Origin of the sequence: Streptomyces sp. NPDC102259 (genome assembly GCF_044766465.1) — a bacterium.
Taxonomy (GTDB): domain Bacteria; phylum Actinomycetota; class Actinomycetes; order Streptomycetales; family Streptomycetaceae; genus Streptomyces.
The window spans coordinates 78,429-100,143 of record NZ_JBIWMA010000003.1 but is presented as its reverse complement, the minus strand read 5'-3'; the positions used below and the strand labels follow the sequence as shown (position 1 = coordinate 100,143).

Sequence of the window (21,715 nt, the reverse complement as noted above, 5' to 3'; positions counted from 1 at the left end):
ACGAAAGGGTGATCGCTCACCCCGTCGCAATTGACGCCTTATCGGAAAGAAATGAGCTTTCTGCGGGGAGTTGCGCACACACCGGGATCGGATCCGACCTGGACGGTGGTCATCGGACTCTGCTGCGCAGGGTCGTGAGCAGGTACGCGCACAGCAGGGCCGTCAGCGACAACGCCATTGCCCCGCCGACCGGTTGGGCGACCAGGCGTGCCACGGCGGCCAGGTAGCGCTCGCCGCCGAAGGGCCACTGCACCAGGAGCAGCTCACGCAACCGCATCGAGAATCCGGCCGCCGTCCGCACGGACGCGCTCTCCACGGCCTTCTGTACGACGGGCAGGACGACGACGGGCATGGCGACCACCGCCGCCAGCCCGGCCGTGGTGGATCGGAAGACGCCGGCGGCCAGCACACCGGTCCAGGCGCAGCCGACCACGAGAGCGATCCAACTCGCACTCAGTGAAAGCCAGCCCGCGGGAACCTGTGCGACCTCCCGTCCGTAGACGAGATAGAGCGCTTCGGCGTCGCAGCCCACCGTGAGAAAGGCCAGCACCAGTGCGGTGAGAGCGGCGACGAGGAGCTTGGCGGTGAGCACACCCAGCCTTCGGGGCACGGTACCGCGGTCCGCGGCCAGGGCGGGGTGGCGGAACTCGTCTCCGAAGGCCAGCGCACCGAGCAGTCCCGCGCCGAGCGCCGCGGGCGGCAGCGGAAGCTCCGTGGGCCACGCGGCCAGCAGCCGTGCCGGCGGGGTGTGGCCCACGCGGGCCAGGAGTACGGCGGTGAGGGCTGAGACGACCAGGACCAGGGCGCCGGTGGTGAATCCGGTGCCGATCCCGGTGGCGCGACGGAGTTCGTAGCGGAGTGGACGCAGAGGGCTCGGGGCCGAGCGGACGGAGATGGGAGGGGGCAGGGCGGGCAGGGTGTCGACACCACGGGACGCGGAGGGGCGCATGGGGCGCTGCGCCGAGGGCATGACAGACGCGGCCGGGGAACGGGAGGCGTCGGGGTGGGCACCGGAGGTGGTGCCGTCCGCGGCGTCGACCTCTCCGGGCTGCCGGAGTTCGCCGACGACCGTGTCTTCGGAGGCGTCCGGACCACTGGCAGGGCGCCTGCCCGGGACAGTCGGGGACGCCGTCGCCTCCGAGGTCTCCGCAGCCCGACCGACGACAGCCGGTGCGACGACACCGGACGGGAAGTCGCCGTCGGAGGACAGGATGCCGTCGTGCGGCCCCGCGTCGACCGGCCGGTACGGCGCTGGAGACGGCGGCGGTCCGCCGTCGGGGCGGCACGACGCGTCCGCGGCGCCGGTGCGCCAGGATTCGCTCGCCACACGTGCGCCTGCCGGGACCCCCGCGCGTTCCGTGTCCGGTTCGGAGGCGGGGATGGTGGCCGGTTCGCCGCCGCGGAAGCCCTGGTCCGCTTGCCCGGACGGGGCCGGCCTCGCCTCGGAGTGCGTACGCGACGGAGCTTCCGCTCCTGCTCCGGGCCCCATGTCGCCGGTCTCGTCGGCGAGTTGATGGACCAGGATGTCGTGCCGGAACGCCGTCTCGCCGACAAGGGCACAGCTACTGCCGTACACGGAGAGCCGGTTGCCGTCCTCGTGCACCACCTCGACGGAGCGTTGCGCGGCTCGGGCCTCCCTGGCCAGCAAGGTGGCCAGGCGGACGGCGTGTGGGCTGCGGACGACCACCCGGGGGCGCAGCCGGGTGCGGGCGAAGTCGGCGGCCTCCTGGTCGGCGACCAGGGTGCCCCGGTCCAGGGTGACGACCCGGTCGGCGGTGCGAGCCGCCTCCTTGGGGTCGGTCGTGGTCGTCAGGACGGTACCGCCCTGGTCCGCGTGGGCGCGCAGCATGCCGTGCAGCCAACGGTTCTCGCGCCCGGAGAGCCCGTCGGTCGGATCGTCGAGGACGAGGGTGTGCGGGTCCGCGAGAAGAGCGCAGGCCAGTCCCAGCCGCCGGTCCACGCCACGGGACAGGGTGCCGAGGCGTTCGTCGCGCAGGCTGACCAGGCCGACCACCTCGAGCACTTCGTCGGCCCGCCGCACCGGCACCCCGGCGGCCGCGCACAGCATGCGCAGGTGGCCCCGCACCGTGCGGGCCGGGTGACCCGGCACGTCGCCGAGGAGGACGCCGACCTCACGCGAGGGGTGGGCGATGCGGTGCAGCGGACGGCCCCGGAAGTGGGTGAGGCCGCGGCCCTGTTCGAGTTCGAGCATGAGTCTCAGCGCCGTGGTCTTGCCCGCGCCCGGCGCTCCGAGCAGCACGGTGACGCGGCCCGCGCGCGCCTCGAAGGAGACATCGTCGACGGCGGGCGGAAGCGCCTTGCGGGGGTTGCTGGTCAGTCCGAAGGCCTGGATCACCCGTAGCAAGATAGCGCGTTATATCCCTTTTCTCCGTTCACCGCACGGTGACACCGTGCGGACGGTCACGCAGCCTCGACCGATCGGTTCGGAATCCCTCCCCGGCTGTCAGTGGCACGGTCGGCCCGGGTCACACCTCGGGCCGCAGCATCGGCGGGTTGAGCAAGGTCGCGCCGCCCGCCCGGAAGAGCTGGGCCGGGCGGCCACCCTGCCGAGTGGTGGTGCCACCGGTGGGCACCAGGAAGCCGGGCGTGCCCGTCACCTTGCGGTGGAAGTTCCGCGGGTCGAGCGCCACGCCCCACACCGCCTCGTAGACCCGGCGGAGCTCGCCGACCGTGAACTCGGTGGGGCAGAACGCGGTCGCCAGGGACGAGTACTCGATCTTGGAACGGGCCCGCTCCACGCCGTCGGCGAGGATCTGGGCATGGTCGAAGGCGAGCGGTGCGACCGGCTCCCCGTCGCGGCCGTAACCGCCGTGCTGAAGCAGCTCCTCGACCGGCGCCCAACGCGCGTTGCTGGCGTCTCCGCCCGCTCGCGGCGCCGGCAGGTCCGGGGCGAGCGCCAGGTGCGCGACGCTGACGACCCGCATCCTCGGGTCGCGCTTGGGATCGCCGTACGTGGCGAGCTGTTCCAGGTGGGCGCCGTTGTCGTGGGCCGGAGCCGAGGGGTCGTGGGCACGGAGTCCGGTCTCCTCGGCCAGCTCGCGCGCCGCAGCCTGGGTGAGATCCTCGTCGGCCCGTACGAAGCCGCCCGGAAGCGCCCACCGCCCCTGGAACGGCGCCTCACCCCTGCGCACCGCCAACGCGCACAGGGCATGGCGGCGCACGGTCAGCACGACCAGGTCCACGGTGACGGCGAAGGGCGGAAAGGCTGACGGGTCGTAGGGCATGCGGCGATCATAGTCGTCTTCCTGACGATAAACACTCCCTTCGTCGGCCGCTTCGATGGCTGATCCACTTCGGTGCCGCAGGGTCGTCGTCGTCCACCCGGCCGACGTCCGGAGCCGCGTCGTACGAGGTCACACTCCCAATTGCAGTCCGTCGGCCGCCTCCTCCACCATGGCGAGACCGAGCCGACTGACCCGTACGGAGAAGGGCGCGTCGGCGACCCGCAGCCCGGTCAGACCGATCTCCCCCAGGGGCGCGCCGCGCAGGGGTCGCAGGGTGACCTTTCCGGCCGGAGCGTCGGGCCGGACGCCGGCCAGCGTGGTCAACACCAGGACACCGGCCGCCGCCGACGTGGCCGCGGGACGGCACGCGGCCGGATGGGGAAGCGGGGCTCTCCCGTCACCGCGTTGCTCCCCCGCGTACATCTCCGGGAGCCGGTGCCCGAAGGCCTCGGCCGCCGTCAGCACGCCTCGCAGCAGCGCGGCGCTCTCCTTCTCGTAACCCGCGGCGGCGAGGCCGGCTACGGCGACGGCCGTTTCGTGGACCCGGACGGCACCGCTGCGGTGGCCGAAGGGGTTGTAGCCGACCTCCTTCGCGCCGAGGCCACGAAGTCCCCAGCCCGAGTCCATGACGGGACTGCCGAGCAACCGGGCGAGTTGTTCGGTCTGCACTCGGTCCAACAGCCCGGGGGCGTGGGCGCCGCCGCCCAGCAACCCGGTGTCGAGGAGGTGGACGGCCGTCGCGCAGAGGTGGGGCAGCGGCCGCCCGTCCGGGGTACGGGCGGCCGCGGGTCGGCCGCCTCCGGGACCGTCGATCCAGAAGTCCCGCCGGAAGGTGGCGCGCAGCTTCCGGGCCCACTCCCGTAGCCCGCCTCCGCCCGGTCTGCCGCAGGCGTCGAGCAGGTCGGCGCCGAGCAGTGCGGCCCGGTGGGCGTGGGCCTGTGTCTCGCAGCGGACGGGACCACTGGGCTGGGGGTCGCTGAGGTAGGGCCCCTCGCCGACCGTCGTCCGCAGCCAGGTCAGGCAGCGCTCGGCCGTCGGCAGCAGTTCCTCGGTCTCGTGGTCGGGCAGGCCCCATCGGCGGGCCTCCGCGAGGAGTACCGGGAAGAGCAGTGTGGCCTCGGTGCCGGTACAGCCCGGTGGAAGGTGCGCGCCCGCGTCCCGCCGGGGGCCGGGGATCATGCCGCACCGCGGCCCCGGAGCCGTGATCTGTGTGCGGGCCAGGGTGCGCAGCGTGCCCGAGGCGAGCCGGGTTCCGAGAGGCAGTGTCATACGGGCCGCGGCGAGCGCGTCCGCCGGTGCCAGACCGCAGCGCCACGGCGCCCCTGCCGCGAGGTGGGTGTCGGCGGGGTGCGCGGGGTCTCGCACCAACAGGGCCTGGAGATCCGCGACGCTCGTCGCCAGGAGCGCCGGGACGCGCGGATCGTCGCCCGTCGCCGCTGCCGGAGACAACGGGCTCGTGGCCACCCGCCCCACGGCTCGGACCGGCCCCGCACCGTCGAGGCGGACCCTCAACTCCAGACGGACGGTGCCGCCGGGAGGCACGTCGAAGTTCCAGCGCAGCAGACCCGCGGTGGCGATCGCGTCGGCCGGGGGCGGGTCGGCCGTGACGTACGAGGCCCCGGCGGCGCAGGACCACCGCAGACCGGAATCGTGGACGCTGGCGGCCAGTTCGGGTCCCGCGGTGCCGGACGCGATCGCCCCCAGGTCGGCCAGATCGGCGCCGAGCGCCACCTCGACCGGGAGGCGCAGCGGCCGGGCGGCGGCGCTGTGCAGCGTGATCACTTCCGTACCGTCCGCGGAGCGGGTCCGCTCGACGACGATGTCCGGGTCCGGGCCGCCGTGCGGTGTGACACGGAGCGTGCCGACGAAGCGGGCCCGGTCGGCCGAGGTCATCCGGGCCTGGACCGCCAGCGGTTCGCGTCCCGCCACCCGCACCTGGCAACGGGACAGGATGCGCCGGCCCGCCCGGTAGAACCCCTCCAGCCCGTGTCCCGTCAGCTGCCCCTGTTCCGTGGAGATGGCGAGACCCGGCAGGGCGACGCAGATCATCGCCGTGTGGGCGGGGGGCAGGCCGACGGAGCGTGACTGGGTCGGCGCCCCGGGCGGTGGCCCGGCGCCTCTGGACGGGGTTGGCGGCGGGCGACGCCCTGTGCCGGCCGCCGGGAAGGCGGACGTGCTGCGGATGCCCGGACCGGCGGACAGGCGCGGGCCTCCCGCCGGCCCGATGGGTGGAGAGGGTGGCGAGGTGCGCCGGCCCTCGCCCGGAGATCCGGCCCGTTGCGGGGCGGCTCCGCCCGCGCGCGGTGGGTCGGCCCCCGCGCCAGGGGCCGGCACCGGGTTCTCGTGGCTGGAGCGTTCGTCGGCGGCTGAGGGCGGAGTCGGCTGATGCATGCGGTGACTTCTTCTGCTCTCTGTGCGCCTCGGGCATGGTCGAGGCCGGGTGGGCGGCTCCGGCAGGGCGGGTGCGCTGCGGCGGCACGACCCGTGCGGGCGTTCCGCCACTCAGGTGAACGGGCGGGGCTCCCCCAGGTCACGCCCCGTGCCCACAGGGCCACCGAATGGCGGCCGGATCCGAACAGGCCGGAGCCGGCTTCGGGGCACCCTGGGCCGGCCGGGATGCGTGTCCGACCATCGGCGTTCCTCGGGCCCGGCAGGCCGCTCGTGCCGGCTTCGGTCGTCGTCGGCAGCCCGCGCGGGCACCCTCCCTCACCACGATGGCAGGGCGGGCGTCACCCCTTCCCCATGGTGTCGTCGCTGTCGGGCCTCTGGCCTTCCGAGGAGTCGTCGCGGCGGCGCGTGGAGGCCTTCCCCACCGGGCGGGTGCGGGATCCTCCTCGGCTCGGCGCGGCGGGACGCGTGGTGTGCGGCCTCGGCGGGTGAGCGCGAAGCTTGTTCGTTCCCCGCGTGCGGCATTGCGGTTCCTGGCCTTCTTCCGCTCCGGCCACAGCCTTCGCGTGGCCCGCGTCGGCATCGGTGGAGCGGACGCGGCGACGCCTGCGAGCAGGCGTGAGGGCGGAGGTCGGCGCCGGTTCCGCTGCGCAGGCGGCCGGAGTGCCGGGGACTGAGCCGGAGGTGCCCTTCCCATCGCCGGGTCGGTCCTCGTGCGCGGCTTCGCCGGAACCGTCTCCGTCGTTCGGTTCGCCGGAGCGGTTCCCTTGGCCGGAGCGGTCGCGCTGTTCGGGGCAGCTTCCGTCGCCGGGGTGACTCTCCGTTTCGGGACACCGGAGGTCAGTGGACGCGCCTCCCCGTTCGGTTCCGCACGGGCCTGCGCGGAGCTCCGTCCCGCCCGGGTCCTGTGCGCCCTCGACGCCTTCGGAGTCCTCGGCCTCAGCCGCCTTGCCAGGCGTTTCCACTGCCGCGGGCAGCACGCGTCCCTCTCGCTCGGTGCGCAGGCAGCGTCGTACCGACTCGGGGTCGAGGCCTTCGTTGCAGGCCTGGTGCAGGAGGCGGGCGAACAGATAGTCCGGGTCCGCGCCCAGGGCCATGGCGAGGGCCTCCCTCGCCTCGAGTTCATCGCCGCTGGACCAGGCGACCCAGCCGGCGAGGGTGAGGGGCGCCGCCGCGTGTTCGCCGTAGGGCCCGACGCAGCGCCGCGACAGTGCCCGCCAGAGACGCAGGGCGGGGGCCGCCTCGTCGCCCTCCATCCACCCCGCCGCCCGGTCACGCGTCACCCGGTCCTGAAGGCCGAGAATCAAAGCCGCGGCCTCGTCGAATCCGAGGAGTCCGTCGTCTCGGCGGTCCGCGACCAGAGCACCCGGCACGACGGGCGCCTCAGCGAGACGGCGCACCAGCCGTCCGGCCAGTTCGAGCGTCTCCTCGGCCACCTCCGCGCGACTCGCCTCGTCGAGCATCCGCGGGACGAGCGCCATGCCTGCCGTGTCCAGGGCGACCTCCTGCTCCAGCGCGGCGCCGGTCTCCAGGGGCAGCAGTCGGGCACGCAACTCGCGCAAGGTGCCCCGGACCTGGATCCCCGCGTAGGTCGCGGCCGCGGCCAGCACGGAGGTGCCGGGCAACCCCATCGCCACCCCTTCGACCGGGCAGCAGCCCTTGCCGCCGCAGCAGTACGACCAGAAACGGCCGTCGGAGATACAGAGCGCCTCGATCACGGGGACCTCGAGGCGGCCGCATTCGAGACGCAGTCGGTGGGCCAGCGGCTGCAGCCGCTCCATGACCTGACGGCCCGTCTCCCCCTTCCCCGGTTCCTGGCAGAGGTAGGCGACCATGTTCGCGGGACGGGTGCCACGGCGTTCGCTGCCCTTCACGAGCCCTTGCGCCAGCTGCTGGGCGACGGCTTCCCAGTCGTCCGGGTTCGCGGGAATGCCGAGCCGGGCCCGGCCGCCGAACCGGCCTCGCCCGCCGCGGTCGTGCAGGGCGACCAGGACGATGCTGTCCTCCGGCCGGTACCCGAGCAGATAGGGCAGGGCGTCGGCCAGCTCTCCCGGCGTCCGCAGGGTGACCTGGTGGTCGGCGGGGCGTGTGCCGTACCCGACCTCTCCGTCGTACATCGTGTGGCTGACGTAGGCCGGGTGCTCACTTCCGTCCCGTCCGGTGATGTCGCCGTTTTCGGAGGATCCGGTGGTTTCGCTGTGATTCGTCATGCGCCGACGATCTCGCGGATCATGAAGTTCCGCTTAGCCTGTGGATAAGTCCGATCAGGAACACGTCAGACATCCGGGGTGGACGGGCCCCGGCACCGCCGAGCGAAGCCCTGCTCCTTCCCGCCGCTGACCGGATTGTCAGCGCCGTCCTGTTGTATGGGGGCATGGAGCACACGAGCAACGCGGATCTCCGGGCCGACGCCGACGCCGTCCTCGCCCGCCTCGTCGGGGACGACACAGGTGTGACCCGGCTGCGCGAGGACCAGTGGCGGGCGATCGAGGCGCTGGTCGCGGACCGGCGCCGGGCCCTGGTCGTGCAGCGGACGGGGTGGGGCAAGTCCGCCGTCTACTTCGTGGCGACCTCTCTGCTGCGAGCCCGTGGTTCCGGCCCCACGGTGATCGTCTCTCCGCTGCTCGCCCTGATGCGCAACCAGGTCGAGGCGGCGGCCCGGGCCGGCATCCACGCACGGACCATCAACTCCTCGAACACCGAGGAGTGGGACACCGTGCAGGAGGAGATCGCCGCCGGCCAGGTCGACGTCCTGCTGGTCAGCCCGGAGCGGCTCAACAACCCGGACTTCCGTGACGAGGTACTGCCCGCGCTGGCGGCCGCGACCGGCCTGCTCGTGGTCGACGAGGCCCACTGCATCTCCGACTGGGGTCACGACTTCCGCCCGGACTACCGTCGACTGCGGACCATGCTCACCGATCTCCCGCCGGGCGTGCCGGTACTCGCGACGACCGCGACCGCCAACGCGCGCGTGACCTCTGACGTCGCCGAACAGCTCGGCACCGGCGGCACCTCGGACGCCTTGGTGCTGCGCGGTCCACTGGACCGGGAGAGCCTCAGCCTGAACGTGCTGCGGCTGCCCGACGCCGCGCACCGGATGGCGTGGCTCGCCGACCATTTCGACGACCTCCCCGGCTCCGGAATCGTCTACACGCTCACCGTCGCCGCCGCGGAGGAGGTCACCGCCTTCCTCCGGCAGCGCGGCCACATCGTCGCCTCGTACACCGGACGCACGGAGAACGCCGACCGGCAGCAGGCCGAGGAGGACCTGCTGGCCAACAAGGTCAAGGCGCTGATCGCCACCTCCGCGCTCGGCATGGGCTTCGACAAGCCCGACCTCGGATTCGTCGTGCACCTGGGCTCGCCCTCCTCCCCCATCGCGTACTACCAGCAGGTGGGCCGGGCCGGTCGCGGCGTGGAGCACGCGGAGGTGCTCCTGCTGCCGGGGAAGGAGGACGAGGCGATCTGGGAGTACTTCGCGTCGCTCGCCTTCCCGTCGGAGGAGCTGGTGCGCCGCACGCTGGACGTCCTCGCGCGCGCGGAGCGGCCCGTGTCGCTGCCCGCCCTGGAACCCCTGGTGGAACTGCGCCGCTCCCGCCTGGAGACCATGCTCAAGGTCCTCGACGTGGACGGGGCGGTCAAGCGGGTCAAGGGCGGCTGGCTCGCGACCGGGCAGCCGTGGAGGTACGAGACCGAGCGGTACGAGTGGGTCGCCAAACAGCGCAAGGCCGAACAGGAGGCGATGCGGCAGTACGCGTCGACGACGGACTGCCGCATGGAGTTCCTTCAGCGCCAGCTCGACGACGAAGGCGCCAAGCCCTGCGGCCGCTGCGACAACTGCGCGGGAGCGCGTTACGCCGCCGAGACGTCCACGGCCGCACTGGACGCCGCGCGAGTGGACCTGGGCCGCGCGGGCGTCGAGGTGGAGTCCCGCCGGATGTGGCCGACCGGCCTCCCGGCCATCGGCGTAGAGCTCAAGGGGCGCATTCCGGCCGGTGAGCAGGCGTCGACCGGGCGTGCGTTGGGGCGCCTCTCGGACATCGGCTGGGGCAATCGGCTGCGCCCGATGTTCACCGCCCAGGCTGCCGACGAGCCGGTTCCGGACGATGTGGCGAAGGCCGTGGTGGGAGTACTGACCGACTGGGCGAAGGGCCCCGGCGGTTGGGCCTCCGCGGTGGCCGACGCCTCGCCGCGGCCGGTCGGCGTGGTCACCATCGCCTCCCGCACCCGACCGCGGTTGATCCACTCGCTGGGCGCGCGCATCGCCGAAGTCGGCCGACTGCCGCTCCTGGGCTCGGTGGAGTACACCGCTGACGCTTCGCCGATCTCCCGGAGCAACAGCGCCCAACGCCTCAAGGCGCTCCACGGCATGCTGGAGGTGCCGCCCGCGCTCGCCGCCGCACTCAGTGAGACCCCAGGGCCCGTTCTCCTCGTGGACGACTACACCGAGACGGGCTGGACCCTCGCGGTCGCGGCCCGGATGCTCCGTCGTGCGGGCGCGCAAGGGGTGTTGCCCCTGGTACTGGCTGTGCAAGGCTGACCACAGATGGCGACCGACGCAGCCGGCCCCGAGCGTCCCCGGCTGCCTGCCGGTGGCGCCTCGGCGTCCGTGTGCCGTCGAATCCGCCGCTTCGGAAGCGCGCCCGAGGCGTGAGCTGCCGGCTCACGTGTCCTTCCGCGAATCACTGGGTAAGGATATAAGTCACTCATCGTCACATAACGGTCGGTGGCCCCAATTGCTCGTTGCCGCATCCAAGTTCGGCAGGAAGAATTGAGTTCCGCTCCCCGCACGGCTCGCCCGTAGTCCGGTAGGGCTCTGCTGCGGCGTGCGCTCCCCCGAACCCGACCCGCCCGCATGTGGGCCGTAGCCGAAGGGAGGATCGTGACCTTCGGATTCGCTCCGTCCTCGGCGGCATCGTTGTCGACGTCCACGTCCGCCACCTCCGCCACCCGCTTGCTCGAGCCCGCCGAATGGGCAGCGGCCGGCATCCCCCTGCTGCGCAACCCACGGGAAGTCGTCAGCGGACTGCACTCTCGCCACCGACCACGGCCGGCCACGGCGATCGTGGCCGTGCTCGACCAGGACGAACGGGTGCGGGCCAGCGCCTCGTTCACCCGGCGCCAGGCATCGACCGACGGCTGGATGTTCCGCAACGCCCTGCTCGCCCAGCTGCGCCGCGTCATCCCGCACGATCTGCGGCTGCGCACCCCCGTGCGCACCGCCGTGCTGCTCTACTGCCGTGACGGCGACGCGCGCTGGACCGAGGAGGACGGGGCGTGGATGTGGGGTCTGCGAGATGCCTGCACATTGCACGGGCTGCGCTGCGGGGCGTACATCACTCTCACCCGGGACGGCTGGCAGGTCCTCGGTGAGGGGCGCGGAGGCCGTCGGCCCCACGCGGATTCGACTCCGGAACCCTTCGCTCTGTCCGAGGCCCCACCGATGCTGCCCCGGACCGGCGGCGCCGCCTCGGAGGTACTACGTCGCGCGGCAGCCCGCTGAGAGGCGGCCGGTCGGCCAGCACCCGCAAAAGACGTCGGCCCCCGGAGAGCGTAAACCTCCCGGGGGCCGCCATGCACCGTCGCGCGCCGAGACCTGGGTCCTCCGCGCGAGGTCGGATCGCAAGGGCACACGACAGAGGCGCCGCGACAGCGACGCCTCCGTGGGCCCGGCGCCTCCCGGCCTACCGGAGCCGGCTCAGACGCCCGCGCCCAACGCCGCGTTGATCTGCTGCGGGTCGCCACAGACGATCAGCAGGCCGGCCGCCCGAGCACGGGCCAGCGGCAGAACGGTGGTGGCCACGGTGTCGGGGCCGCCGTTGACGGCGACCACGACGACGGGACGTACGCCCGCCCGGTCCACCACAGCGGCATCGGCGTAGAAGACGTCGTCTCCCGCGTCATGCTGCGCCCAGTAGGACGCCTCGCCGAAGGTCAGTTCATGGGTGGCCCAGGGGTGCTGCTCGCCGGTGGTGATCACCAGCACGTCCCCCGGAGTACGGCCCGAGTCCAGGAGGAGGTCCACAGCCTCCTCGGCGGCGTCCAGCGCGCCCTCGGCCGAGGCCGGGAGCAACTGGACCTGGGGAGTCGCCGAACCGGACGCGGCGACGACAGGGGCGGCCGGGGCCAAGGGCCCGGGCTTGGCGGCCGCGTCACGCGGCGCGCGTTGCGCCGGTGGCGTGGGCCGGACGGGTCCTGGACGACCGGGACGCGACGGAGCCGCGGGACGGGGTCCGGGTACAGGTCGAGGGGTCGGCGCTGTGCGGCCGCTGGCCGCGGTGGCGCGAGGACCCTGGGCACTCTCGTGAATCTGAGGCTCCTGGGGAATGAGAGGCATGAGCTGTTATTTATCAAACGGTGGCGCGGGAAGCGCCAGCGGGTGGCACATCAGTGCGACCGAAATCGTCAGAAGTCGAAGCCGAGTTGACCTTCGACTCCCGGAACGCTCCCGATCGCCCAGGTACGGGCCTTCTTGAGGTGCCGCCACTGGGGCAGCGCATCAAGATACGCCCACGACAACCGGTGGAGCGGAGTGGGTCCCCGCTCCTCCAGTGCGGCCTTGTGCACGGGCGACGGATACCCGGCATTGTCCGCAAAACCGAAGTCTGCATGCTCGATGCCCAGTTCGGCCATCATTTTGTCGCGCTGGACCTTGGCGATCACCGAGGCCGCCGCGACCGCCACACAGGACTGGTCGCCCTTGATCACCGTGCGGACCCTCCACGGGGCGCCGAGGTAGTCGTGCTTCCCGTCGAGAATCACCGCGTCCGGGCGGACCGGGAGGGCCTCCAGCGCCCGCCCGGCGGCGAGCCGGAGCGCGGCGGTCATCCCCAGGTCGTCGATCTCCTCCGGGGAGGCGTGCCCCAGGGCGTGCGACGTGACCCACGTCAGCAGCTCCTGCGAGAGTTCGTTGCGCCGCTTGACGGTGAGCAGCTTGGAATCGGTAAGGCCTACGGGAGGTCGACGGAGTCCGGTGACGGCCGCGCAGACGGTGACGGGTCCGGCCCAGGCACCTCGGCCCACCTCGTCGACGCCGGCGATGACCTTCGCTCCGGTCGTGGCGCGAAGGGAGCGCTCGACGGCGTGAGTGGGTGGTTCGTACGGCATGGCGCCCTTAGATTACGCCGCCCGGATCCCGTCGCGACACCCCGGTCGCCGCCGACCCCTCGCCGACCGGGCGCCGACCGGGCGCAGGTGCGCCGAATCCGTCCTCAGGGCATGTCCGGTCGCAGCAGCGGCAGCATGAACCAGTCGATCATCTCATCGAGCTCACGATCATTCCATTCGCATCCGCACATCTTTGAGCGGTACATCATCATGGCCGGGATGGCATCGAAGACATAGCCGTTCGCCGCGTCGGGCCGCACCTCACCTCGTTCGATTCCGCGGGAGACCACCTCGTGGAGGAGTTTGACGGTCGGCTCCACCACTCCCTCGATGATCAAGGCATGGAAGCGTTCGACCTGGATCGGATCGCATTCGTGAATGATCGAGCGGAGCGCGAACCCGGGGCGGGAGAACATCGCGTCACGCGCGTCACGGCACAGCGCCATCAGATCCTCACGCACACTGCCCAGATCGGGTACGGCGTCCAGCCGGGGCAATCCGGCCCGCAGGGCGTCCGCGACAAGCGCCTCCTTGGACGGCCAGCGGCGGTAGACGGCGGCCTTGCCGGTCTGGGCGCCGGCCGCCACCCCCTCCATCGTGAGGCCGTTCCAGCCGACGGTGCCCAACTGCTCCAGCGTGGCATCGAGAATCGCACGTTCGAGCACGGCGCCGCGCCGGCGGGGAGAGGACGCCCGAGCGGGGGCGGCCGTCCAGCGCGAAGTAACCATCCGAGTGTCTCCAGCGAGCAGAGGGAGCGGGGATCAAGGGTCGGAGCGATGCTCTGCGCGACCGCGACCGCGACGGGGGACACGCCGAGAGGCGACGCCGCGAGTGAACGCTTGCGTTCACTACGAAGAACTCACTACCGTTGACGGGCCAGTGAACGCCATCGTTCACTAACGCTCTTGTGGGGGACTCATAGTGACAACCTCTCAGCTGACTCAGAACCAGAAACCCGGAGCGGCCCGTCGGGAGGGACACCCCGGCATCGCACTCACCGTGATCGCGGCCTGCCAACTCATGGTGGTACTCGACGCGACGATTGTGAACATCGCGCTCCCGCACATTCAAGACTCGCTCAAGTTCAGCACCACCGATCTCACCTGGGTGGTCAGCGCCTACACGCTCACCTTCGGCGGCCTGTTGCTGCTCGGCGCCAGAGCGGGCGACATCCTCGGCCGGCGACGAGTGTTCATGGCCGGCATCCTCCTCTTCACCTTCGCCTCGCTCCTGGGCGGACTGGCGCAGGAACCCTGGCAGTTGCTCGCCGCACGCGCCCTCCAGGGCGTGGGAGGCGCCATCGCGTCGCCCACCTCGCTGGCGCTCATCACCACCACGTTCCCCGAGGGGCCGGAGCGGAACCGGGCCTTCGGAGTCTTCGCCGCGGTCTCCGCAGGTGGTGGCGCCATCGGCCTGCTCGCGGGCGGCATGCTCACCGAGTGGCTCGACTGGCGCTGGGTCCTGTTCGTCAACGTGCCCATCGGGATACTCATCGCCTTCGTCACGCCGCTCTACATCAGCGAGTCCGAGCGCCACCCCGGACGCTTCGACATAGCCGGCGCGCTGACCTCGACGCTCGGCATGGCTTCCCTGGTCTACGCGTTCATCCGCGCGGCGGAGGAGGGCTGGCGGGACGGCGTGACCCTCGGCGCCTTCGCGGTCGCGCTGGTCCTGCTGGTCGCCTTCGTGTTCACGGAGGCGCGGGCCAAGGAGCCGATCACTCCGCTGAAGATGTTCGCGGACCGCAACCGCTCCGGTACCTACGTGATCATGCTGAGCCTCGCCGCGGCCATGTTCGGCATGTTCTTCTACATCGTGCTCTTCGTGCAGAACGTGCTGGGCTACAGCCCGATCAAGGCGGGTCTCGCCTTCCTTCCCGTCACGGTCGCCATCGCGGCGGGCGCGGGGCTGTCGCAGCGCTTCCTGCCTACGGTCGGCCCCAAGCCATTCATGATCGTCGGTTCCGCGCTGGTGGCGCTCGGCCTCACCTGGCAGGCCTTCATCAGCCCCGACAGCTCCTACGTCGGCGGGGTGCTCGGACCGATGGTGGTCTTCGGCTTCGGCATGGGACTGAACTTCGTGACGGTGACGGTCACCGCCGTCTCGGGTGTCGCCCCGCACGAAGCGGGCGCGGCGTCCGGCCTGCTCAACGCCACGCAGCAGGTGGGGGGTTCGCTCGGCCTGTCCATCCTCACGACCGTCTTCGGTACGGCCAGCAAGGACGAGGCGGAGAAGCAGTTGCCGAAGTTCCTCACGGATGGAACCCCGGAACAGAAGGCGGAGTTCGCCAAGACGCACCAGCTGCCCGCCCCCTGGGGGCACGAGGTACTCGCCCACGGCATCTCGACGGCCTTCATCCCGGCCGCCGCGATGGCCGTACTCGCTCTGGTGACGGCCTGGTTCGTCATCCGTATCCAGAAGAGCGACCTGGAGGCACTGTCCGGCACGGCGGCCCCCACCGCCGGCTGACGGAACACCGCCGCCGGCCGACCCGGGAGCGTCACCGCCTGTCACACCGAGGGCGCGTCCACCGCTTCCGGGTCGGCCCGCGCGGCCTCTCGAAACCGACACCGACATGATCGCCAGCAGCTCGAACCGCATGCCCACCCCCGATTTCGTCCCACGGTCACCCGCCCACCTGCACGCACAGGCCGCACAGCGGATGTCCGAACAACGCGCGAGTGGTCACACAGAGTTCCCATCGGACACCGAGAGTTCTCAGCGGCCCTCCGCACCACCCGGCCCGGCGCGCCGACGCGGGCCCACCTCGGGCGTCAGACGTCAAGCGTCAGACGTCAGACGTCAGGCATCCGGCGTCAGCTTCGGGCTTCGGGCATCACGTGGCGCGCGGGCATCCACCCCGGCAGCGCCTCCACCTGCCCCGCCCACGCCTCCGGGGGAGCCCCCGCCTTGCCGGACGCGAGTATGCCGCCCACGATGGCGCAGGTCGTGTCCACATCGCCGCCGACCTGCGCGGTCGTCCAGAACGCCGTCTCGTAGTCGCCGAGGGCGCGCACCGCCGACCAGATCGCGAAGGGGACGGTGTCGTGGGCCGACGTCCGTCTCCCGCACCCCAGCACCGCCGCGACGGTGGCCGCGTCGGCGTAGTCGAGCATGTCCCTGGCGCGCCGCAGACCGGCACCGACGGCACTCTTCGGGACGAGGGCGACGACGCCGTCCAGGAGCGCCTCGGCGGTGGGCGGCCCTCCGGGGGCACCGGCCAGCGCGGCGGCCGCGGCGACGGCCATGGCCCCGACCACGGCCTCCCGGTGCTGGTGCGTGGGGTAGGCGGAGATCTCGGCCTGATGGGTCGCCTGCTCGGGATCGTCCGCGTACCAGGCGCCCAGCGGGGCGACGCGCATCGCGGCGCCGTTGCCCCAGGATCCCTGCCCGTTGAACAGGGCGGCCGCGAGCTCACGCCAGTCGGCGCCCTCCCTGACCAACCTCAGCAGCCGGTTGACCGCGGGACCGTACCCGCGGTCGAAGTCGTGGTGCTGCGCGAAGGACTGGGCCAGCGCATCCTGGTCGATGCGGTGGTGGGCGGCCAGGACGGCCACGACGGAGCAGGCCATCTCCGTGTCGTCGGTCCAGTGCCAGGGGCCGGGCGGCAGCTCACGGCGCTGGAGCAGCGGATAGTTCACCGGCACGAAGAACTGTGAGCCCAGCGCGTCACCCACGGCCAGGCCGCGCAGGCTGGCCAGCGCGCGCTCCAGGCGCCGGTCGGGAGAGGAGTCAACGGTCATCGGTCTGCCACTCTATCCGGTGATTCCGTACGGTTCCGGATCTCGCCAGCGGTTGAAGGGCCGGTCGAGCGTGTACCGGTCGTCGCCCCCGAGAACGAGCATCCGCATCTCGGCGTTCCCCGGATTCGCGAGGGACTCGAATTCCGCGACCGTCCAGTGGAACCAGCGCATGCAGAACAGCCGCATCGCTAGGCCATGGGTCACGATGAGCACGTTCGGCGGGTGGTCGGGGGCCTCGAAGCTGCGGAAGAGGCTCTCCAGGAAACCGCCGACCCGGTCGTAGACGTCGGCGCCGCTCTCGCCCTGGGCGAATCGGTAGAAGAAGTGCCCGTAGGCGTCCCGGTACGTCTTCTGCAACCGTACGTCGTCGCGGTCCTGCCAGTTTCCCCAGTCCTGCTCGCGCAGCCGGGGCTCCTCACGTACGCGTATGCGCTCGGGGTCCAGGTGGAAGGCCCGGAGCGTCTCGTGCGTACGACGGTAAGGGGAGACGTACACGCTGACCGGCTCGCGGCCGAACACCTCCCGCAGGGTCTTTCCCGTCTCCTCGGCCTGCTGCCAGCCTCGCTCGGTCAGGGCCAGTGCGTGGTCGGGTTCACGCTCGTAGACGGTGTCATCAACATTGCCCGTTGACTCCCCGTGCCGGACAAGGACGATGCGCCGTGGTCGTGCCATGCCAAAACCCTAGATCGGGTGACGGCCGATCGAGCACTCGTACGGCCTCCATACAGCGTAGGTCACACGAATCCCGCACCAGAAAGCGCATACAAGGCACGATCCGCGAGCCGGCAGTGAGTCCGGTTTTCAAACCGTCCAGGTGGACTCGAGTTCGACGATGTCACCGGTGAGAGAGGATATGTCCGCTTCCGTCTGAGCCCGCAGCGCGAGCCGTTCCACGCGTTCGGTTCGGTATTTTCCGTGTTCGGCCGCCGAGCGCCACATCGAGAGCACCATGAACTCGTGCCCGGGCGCCTCGGCGAACAGTCCCCGGATCATGCCGGGCGAGCCGGCCATGGCGGGGTTCCACACCTTCTCCTGCATGAGGGAGAAGTGCTCGGCGCGTTCCTCGTGGACCCGGCAGAGCGCCACCCGCAGCAGGTCGGAGTCGGTGAAGCGGGGCTCGAAGCCCGTCTTCACGTCGAAGCGGTAGTCGAACAGCCGCACCTGGGCGTCCTTGAAGGTGCCCGACTGAGTCGCCGCCAGCCGGTCGTGGGAGCGCGCCATGAAGGAGTCGTAGAAGGCACGGCTCTCCCAGAACGCGAAGACATGCGCGACGGAGGGCCGCGCCCTGCTCCAGCCCCCGCCCTGCCCCCGGAACCCCGGCTCCCCCAGAAGCCCCGCCCACTTTCGCTGTCCCCGTTCGAAACCGCGGCGGTCCACCACGGTGCAGCGAATCCACTTGACCAGCACCGCGCCATGGTAAGGCCAGTGGGCGTGGCGTTGGTCACGCTCGTTCACAGTGCGGCGCTGCGTTGGCGCACGCACGCGTGGCAGGATGGACAACCGGCCCTGCAAGTCGGCGGGTTCGGGGCGATGTCAGACGGGGAAACGGGGAGGGGAATTCCGGTGAGCGGCCTCAACAAAGGAATCCGCAAGGTCGAGATGGCGCTGAAGTGGGACCCGAGTCCGACGGGGCAGCCGCCCACCGACCTGGACATCGTGGCCGCCACCTACCTGGAGAGCGATCCGCATGGGGCTCCTGCCTATGTGGTGCACTTCGACAGTCGCTCCCCCGACGGAACGATCTATCTCAACCGGGACAGCAAGGACGGCAAGGGCTTCGGCTGGGACGAGGTGATGACCCTGGAGCTCGACCGCCTCGACGCGCGGTACGCGCGCGTGGTCGTCGGTGTCGTCATCCAGCAGAACCCGGAGCACCGGACGTTCGTGGGGGTGCTCAACCCCGCCTTCCGTATACGGGAGGGCTACACCGTCCTGGACCAGGACGACTTCGCCGGCGTCCTCGGTGCCACCGCGGCGACGGTCGGGGAGTTCCTGCGCGAGTCGTCCGACGGGTGGTCGTTCCACCCCGGCGTCCAGGGCTTCGAGGACGACCCGGCGACGTTCACGAGGACCATGGGCCAGGTGCGCCACTCCTGAAGGCACGGCGGACGCCACCGGCCCCTCGCGGCCGGTGGACCTCCGGAAAACACCGAGGGCGGTGGAGCCGAGAACCGGCTCCACCGCCCTTTGTCAGGTCATCGCGACCTGACCGGCACGGCTGGGATCAGCTGCAACCGCTGGTCGAACCGCAGCCCTCGCAGATGTAGCAGGAACCGGCCCGCTGCATCTTCGTGCCGCAGGAGAAGCACAGCGGGGCGTCGGCCTGGATGCCCAGCTGCATCTCCACCAGCTCGGCACTGGTGTGGGCCTGCTTCGGGGCGGGCTCGGCCACCTCGACGTCGGCCTTGGGAGTGGCGACGGCCTTCAGGTCCGTCTGACGCGGAGCGGACTGCGCGAGCCCCTCGACGTCCACGTTCTCCTCCTCGAAGGTCGGCTCGTACGAACCGGTCTCCAGGTGGCGCTGACGCTCCTCGGCGGAGTGGATGCCGAGCGCCGAACGCGTCTCGAAGGGCAGGAAGTCGAGCGCCAGGCGACGGAAGATGTAGTCGACGATCGACTGCGCCATCCGCACGTCCGGGTCGTCGGTCATGCCGGCCGGCTCGAAGCGCATGTTGGTGAACTTCGAGACGTACGTCTCCAGCGGCACGCCGTACTGGAGGCCGACGGAGACCGCGATGGAGAAGGCGTCCATCATCCCGGCGAGGGTCGAACCCTGCTTGGACATCTTCAGGAAGACCTCGCCGAGACCGTCGTCCGGGTAGGAGTTGGCGGTCATGTAACCCTCGGCGCCACCGACCGTGAAGGAGGTCGTGATGCCGGGACGGCCCTTAGGCAGACGCTTGCGGACCGGGCGGTACTCGATGACCTTCTCGACCGCGGTGCGGATCGTCTCCTCGGCCTTCGCGGTGACCTCGGTCTTCTCCTTCTCCTTGGTCTTCGCGGAGAGGGGCTGGCCGACCTTGCAGTTGTCGCGGTAGATCGCGAGCGCCTTGACTCCGAGCTTCCAGGCCTCGAAGTAGATCTCCTCGACCTCCTCGACGGTCGCCGTCTCCGGCATGTTGACCGTCTTGGAGATGGCGCCGGAGATCCAGGGCTGGATCGCGGCCATCATGCGGACGTGGCCCATCGGGGAGATGGCACGCTCGCCCATGGCGCAGTCGAACACCTCGTAGTGCTCCGGCTTGAGACCGGGGGCGTCGATCACGTTGCCGTTGTCGGCGATGTGGGCGACGATCGCCTCGATCTGCTCCTCCTGGTAACCCAGGCGGCGCAGGGCCTGCGGGACGGTGCCGTTGACGATCTGCATCGAGCCGCCGCCGACCAGCTTCTTGAACTTGACCAGGGCGAGGTCGGGCTCGACGCCGGTGGTGTCGCAGGACATCGCCAGACCGATGGTGCCGGTCGGGGCCAGCACGGACGCCTGGGAGTTACGGAAACCGTTCTTCTCACCGAGCCGCAGGACGTCCTGCCAGGCCTCCGTGGCGGCGGCCCAGACGCCGGAGTCCAGGTCGTCCATGCGGACGGCCGCCCCGTTGGCGTCGGAGTGCTGCTTCATGACGCGGTTGTGGGCGTCGGCGTTACGGGCGTAGCCGTCGTACGTGCCGACGACGGAGGCCAGTTCGGCGGAGCGGCGGTAGGCCGTGCCCGTCATCAGGGAGGTGATGGCGCCGGCCAGCGCACGGCCGCCGTCGGAGTCGTAGGCGTGGCCGGTGGCCATCAGCAGGGCGCCGAGGTTGGCGTAGCCGATGCCGAGCTGGCGGAACGCGCGGGTGTTCTCGCCGATCTTCTCGGTGGGGAAGTCCGCGAAGCAGATGGAGATGTCCATCGCGGTGATGACGAGCTCGACGACCTTCTGGAAGCGGTCGGCCTCGAAGGACTGGTTGCCCTTGCTGTCGTCCTTGAGGAACTTCATCAGGTTCAGCGAGGCGAGGTTGCAGGACGTGTTGTCCAGGTGCATGTACTCGCTGCACGGGTTCGACGCGGTGATCCGGCCGGACTCGGGGCAGGTGTGCCAGTTGTTGATCACACCGTCGTACTGGATGCCCGGGTCGGCGCAGGCCCACGCGGCCTCGGCGAGCTTGCGGAACAGCGCCTTGGCGTCGACCTTCTCGATGATCTCGCCGGTCATACGGGCGCGGAGGCCGAACTCGGTGCCGTTCTCGACGGCCGTCATGAACTCGTCGTTCACGCGGACGCTGTTGTTGGCGTTCTGGTACTGGACGGACGTGATGTCGTCGCCGCCCAGGTCCATGTCGAAGCCCGCGTCACGCAGAGCGCGGATCTTCTCCTCTTCCTTCACCTTGGTGGCGATGAAGTCCTCGACGTCCGGGTGGTCCACGTCGAGGACGACCATCTTGGCCGCGCGACGGGTGGCTCCACCGGACTTGATGGTGCCGGCGGAGGCGTCGGCGCCACGCATGAAGGAGACCGGTCCCGAGGCGTTGCCACCGGAGGAGAGGAGCTCCTTGGAGGAGCGGATGCGGGACAGGTTCAGGCCTGCGCCGGAGCCGCCCTTGAAGATCATGCCCTCTTCCTTGTACCAGTCGAGGATCGACTCCATGGAGTCGTCGACGGCCAGGATGAAACAGGCGGAGACCTGCTGAGGCTGGGGGGTACCGACGTTGAACCAGACGGGGCTGTTGAAGCTGAAGATCTGGTGCAGGAGGGCGTACGCCAGCTCGTGCTCGAAGATCTCGGCGTCGGCGGGCGAGGCGAAGTACTTGTGGTCCTCGCCGGCCTTCCGGTACGTCTTCACGATGCGGTCGATCAGCTGCCTGAGACCGGTCTCGCGCTGAGGGGTGCCCACGGCACCGCGGAAGTACTTGCTGGTGACGATGTTGACCGCGTTCACCGACCAGAAGTCGGGGAACTCGACGCCACGCTGCTCGAAATTGATCGAGCCGTCGCGCCAGTTGGTCATGACGACGTCACGACGCTCCCAGGCAACCTCGTCGTAAGGGTGCACGCCGGGGGTCGTGTGGATGCGCTCGATACGCAGGCCCTTGGTGATCTTGGTCCCCTTGGCTCGGGAACCTCGCGCCGGACCGCTCGCCGTCTCTGTCATGCCGCCTCCCTCTACGGGCGAAAACGCCCTGAAATGCCACGTTGTTCCCGTGACACGGTGTTCTGTCTTGTGCTGTGAGCACCCACGCGCTATCGCCCACAGCAGGT

General features: G+C 70.9%; 15 protein-coding genes. 4 read left to right on the top strand and 11 right to left on the bottom strand.

Annotated features, from left to right (window positions below):
* Positions 1 to 109: 109 nt before the first annotated feature.
* From ACIRPU_RS09135 to ACIRPU_RS09120, 4 genes are all read right to left on the bottom strand, one after another.
* Positions 110 to 2,356 (bottom strand): ATP-binding cassette domain-containing protein, encoded by a 2,247-nt coding sequence (locus ACIRPU_RS09135; protein ID WP_403863803.1) that lies wholly within the window; start codon positions 2,354 to 2,356, stop codon positions 110 to 112.
* A 130-nt stretch (positions 2,357 to 2,486) separates the two neighbouring features.
* Complete coding sequence (locus tag ACIRPU_RS09130) at positions 2,487 to 3,245, bottom strand: NUDIX hydrolase (protein ID WP_267021135.1); 759 nt, start codon at positions 3,243 to 3,245, stop codon at positions 2,487 to 2,489.
* Positions 3,246 to 3,374: 129 nt separating this feature from the next.
* Positions 3,375 to 5,294: a glycogen debranching N-terminal domain-containing protein gene (locus ACIRPU_RS09125; RefSeq protein WP_403863800.1), complete on the bottom strand. Its 1,920-nt coding sequence runs from the start codon at positions 5,292 to 5,294 to the stop codon at positions 3,375 to 3,377.
* A gap of 680 nt (positions 5,295 to 5,974) precedes the next feature.
* On the bottom strand, positions 5,975 to 7,843 hold the full coding sequence (locus ACIRPU_RS09120; RefSeq protein ID WP_403863797.1) for a DUF4192 domain-containing protein: 1,869 nt from the start codon (positions 7,841 to 7,843) through the stop codon (positions 5,975 to 5,977).
* Positions 7,844 to 8,007: 164 nt separating this feature from the next.
* Here ACIRPU_RS09120 and ACIRPU_RS09115 point away from each other — a divergent pair, with 164 nt between their 5' ends.
* Together ACIRPU_RS09115 and ACIRPU_RS09110 are read left to right on the top strand one after the other, a co-directional pair.
* The gene (locus tag ACIRPU_RS09115) at positions 8,008 to 10,173 is read left to right on the top strand and encodes a RecQ family ATP-dependent DNA helicase (RefSeq protein ID WP_403863794.1); all 2,166 of its coding nucleotides are present in this window, start codon (positions 8,008 to 8,010) and stop codon (positions 10,171 to 10,173) included.
* Between the two features lie 342 nt (positions 10,174 to 10,515).
* Positions 10,516 to 11,136 (top strand): hypothetical protein, encoded by a 621-nt coding sequence (locus ACIRPU_RS09110; protein WP_384122988.1) that lies wholly within the window; start codon positions 10,516 to 10,518, stop codon positions 11,134 to 11,136.
* A gap of 195 nt (positions 11,137 to 11,331) precedes the next feature.
* Here the strand turns inward: ACIRPU_RS09110 and ACIRPU_RS09105 are convergent, their stop codons facing one another.
* From ACIRPU_RS09105 to ACIRPU_RS09095, 3 genes are all read right to left on the bottom strand, one after another.
* Positions 11,332 to 11,970, bottom strand: coding sequence for a hypothetical protein (locus tag ACIRPU_RS09105; RefSeq protein WP_403863791.1), 639 nt, complete (start codon positions 11,968 to 11,970; stop codon positions 11,332 to 11,334).
* Positions 11,971 to 12,038: 68 nt separating this feature from the next.
* Positions 12,039 to 12,740, bottom strand: a complete 702-nt coding sequence (locus tag ACIRPU_RS09100) for a ribonuclease HII (protein WP_403863788.1) — start codon at positions 12,738 to 12,740, stop codon at positions 12,039 to 12,041.
* Between the two features lie 104 nt (positions 12,741 to 12,844).
* Entirely contained in the window at positions 12,845 to 13,468 is a 624-nt protein-coding gene (locus ACIRPU_RS09095; protein WP_403863785.1) for a TetR/AcrR family transcriptional regulator, read from the bottom strand.
* 193 nt (positions 13,469 to 13,661) lie between these two features.
* On the opposite strand from ACIRPU_RS09095, the gene ACIRPU_RS09090 reads away from it, so the two are divergent.
* Positions 13,662 to 15,209, top strand: coding sequence for an MFS transporter (locus ACIRPU_RS09090; RefSeq protein ID WP_403863782.1), 1,548 nt, complete (start codon positions 13,662 to 13,664; stop codon positions 15,207 to 15,209).
* A gap of 347 nt (positions 15,210 to 15,556) precedes the next feature.
* Here the strand turns inward: ACIRPU_RS09090 and ACIRPU_RS09085 are convergent, their stop codons facing one another.
* The 3 genes from ACIRPU_RS09085 to ACIRPU_RS09075 all read right to left on the bottom strand — a co-directional run bounded on the left by ACIRPU_RS09085 (position 15,557) and on the right by ACIRPU_RS09075 (position 17,890).
* Complete coding sequence (locus tag ACIRPU_RS09085; RefSeq protein WP_403863779.1) at positions 15,557 to 16,483, bottom strand: ADP-ribosylglycohydrolase family protein; 927 nt, start codon at positions 16,481 to 16,483, stop codon at positions 15,557 to 15,559.
* A gap of 12 nt (positions 16,484 to 16,495) precedes the next feature.
* A complete protein-coding gene (locus tag ACIRPU_RS09080; RefSeq protein WP_403863776.1) occupies positions 16,496 to 17,155 on the bottom strand; it encodes a histidine phosphatase family protein in 660 nt (219 codons plus the stop codon).
* Positions 17,156 to 17,284: 129 nt separating this feature from the next.
* On the bottom strand, positions 17,285 to 17,890 hold the full coding sequence (locus tag ACIRPU_RS09075; protein WP_351766193.1) for a YdbC family protein: 606 nt from the start codon (positions 17,888 to 17,890) through the stop codon (positions 17,285 to 17,287).
* Between the two features lie 156 nt (positions 17,891 to 18,046).
* On the opposite strand from ACIRPU_RS09075, the gene ACIRPU_RS09070 reads away from it, so the two are divergent.
* The gene (locus ACIRPU_RS09070; RefSeq protein WP_403863773.1) at positions 18,047 to 18,580 is read left to right on the top strand and encodes a TerD family protein; all 534 of its coding nucleotides are present in this window, start codon (positions 18,047 to 18,049) and stop codon (positions 18,578 to 18,580) included.
* Between the two features lie 127 nt (positions 18,581 to 18,707).
* Here the strand turns inward: ACIRPU_RS09070 and ACIRPU_RS09065 are convergent, their stop codons facing one another.
* On the bottom strand, positions 18,708 to 21,608 hold the full coding sequence (locus ACIRPU_RS09065; RefSeq protein WP_403863770.1) for a vitamin B12-dependent ribonucleotide reductase: 2,901 nt from the start codon (positions 21,606 to 21,608) through the stop codon (positions 18,708 to 18,710).
* Positions 21,609 to 21,715 lie beyond the last annotated feature (107 nt).

Coding starts and splice junctions, on each gene's coding strand:
- ACIRPU_RS09085 (WP_403863779.1), bottom strand. CDS start 16,483: ATGACCGTTGACTCCTCTCCCGACCGGCGCCTGGAGCGCGCGCTGGCC.
- ACIRPU_RS09105 (WP_403863791.1), bottom strand. CDS start 11,970: ATGCCTCTCATTCCCCAGGAGCCTCAGATTCACGAGAGTGCCCAGGGT.
- ACIRPU_RS09080 (WP_403863776.1), bottom strand. CDS start 17,155: ATGGCACGACCACGGCGCATCGTCCTTGTCCGGCACGGGGAGTCAACG.
- ACIRPU_RS09120 (WP_403863797.1), bottom strand. CDS start 7,843: ATGACGAATCACAGCGAAACCACCGGATCCTCCGAAAACGGCGACATC.
- ACIRPU_RS09115 (WP_403863794.1), top strand. CDS start 8,008: ATGGAGCACACGAGCAACGCGGATCTCCGGGCCGACGCCGACGCCGTC.
- ACIRPU_RS09095 (WP_403863785.1), bottom strand. CDS start 13,468: ATGGTTACTTCGCGCTGGACGGCCGCCCCCGCTCGGGCGTCCTCTCCC.
- ACIRPU_RS09130 (WP_267021135.1), bottom strand. CDS start 3,245: ATGCCCTACGACCCGTCAGCCTTTCCGCCCTTCGCCGTCACCGTGGAC.
- ACIRPU_RS09065 (WP_403863770.1), bottom strand. CDS start 21,608: ATGACAGAGACGGCGAGCGGTCCGGCGCGAGGTTCCCGAGCCAAGGGG.
- ACIRPU_RS09100 (WP_403863788.1), bottom strand. CDS start 12,740: ATGCCGTACGAACCACCCACTCACGCCGTCGAGCGCTCCCTTCGCGCC.
- ACIRPU_RS09125 (WP_403863800.1), bottom strand. CDS start 5,294: ATGATCTGCGTCGCCCTGCCGGGTCTCGCCATCTCCACGGAACAGGGG.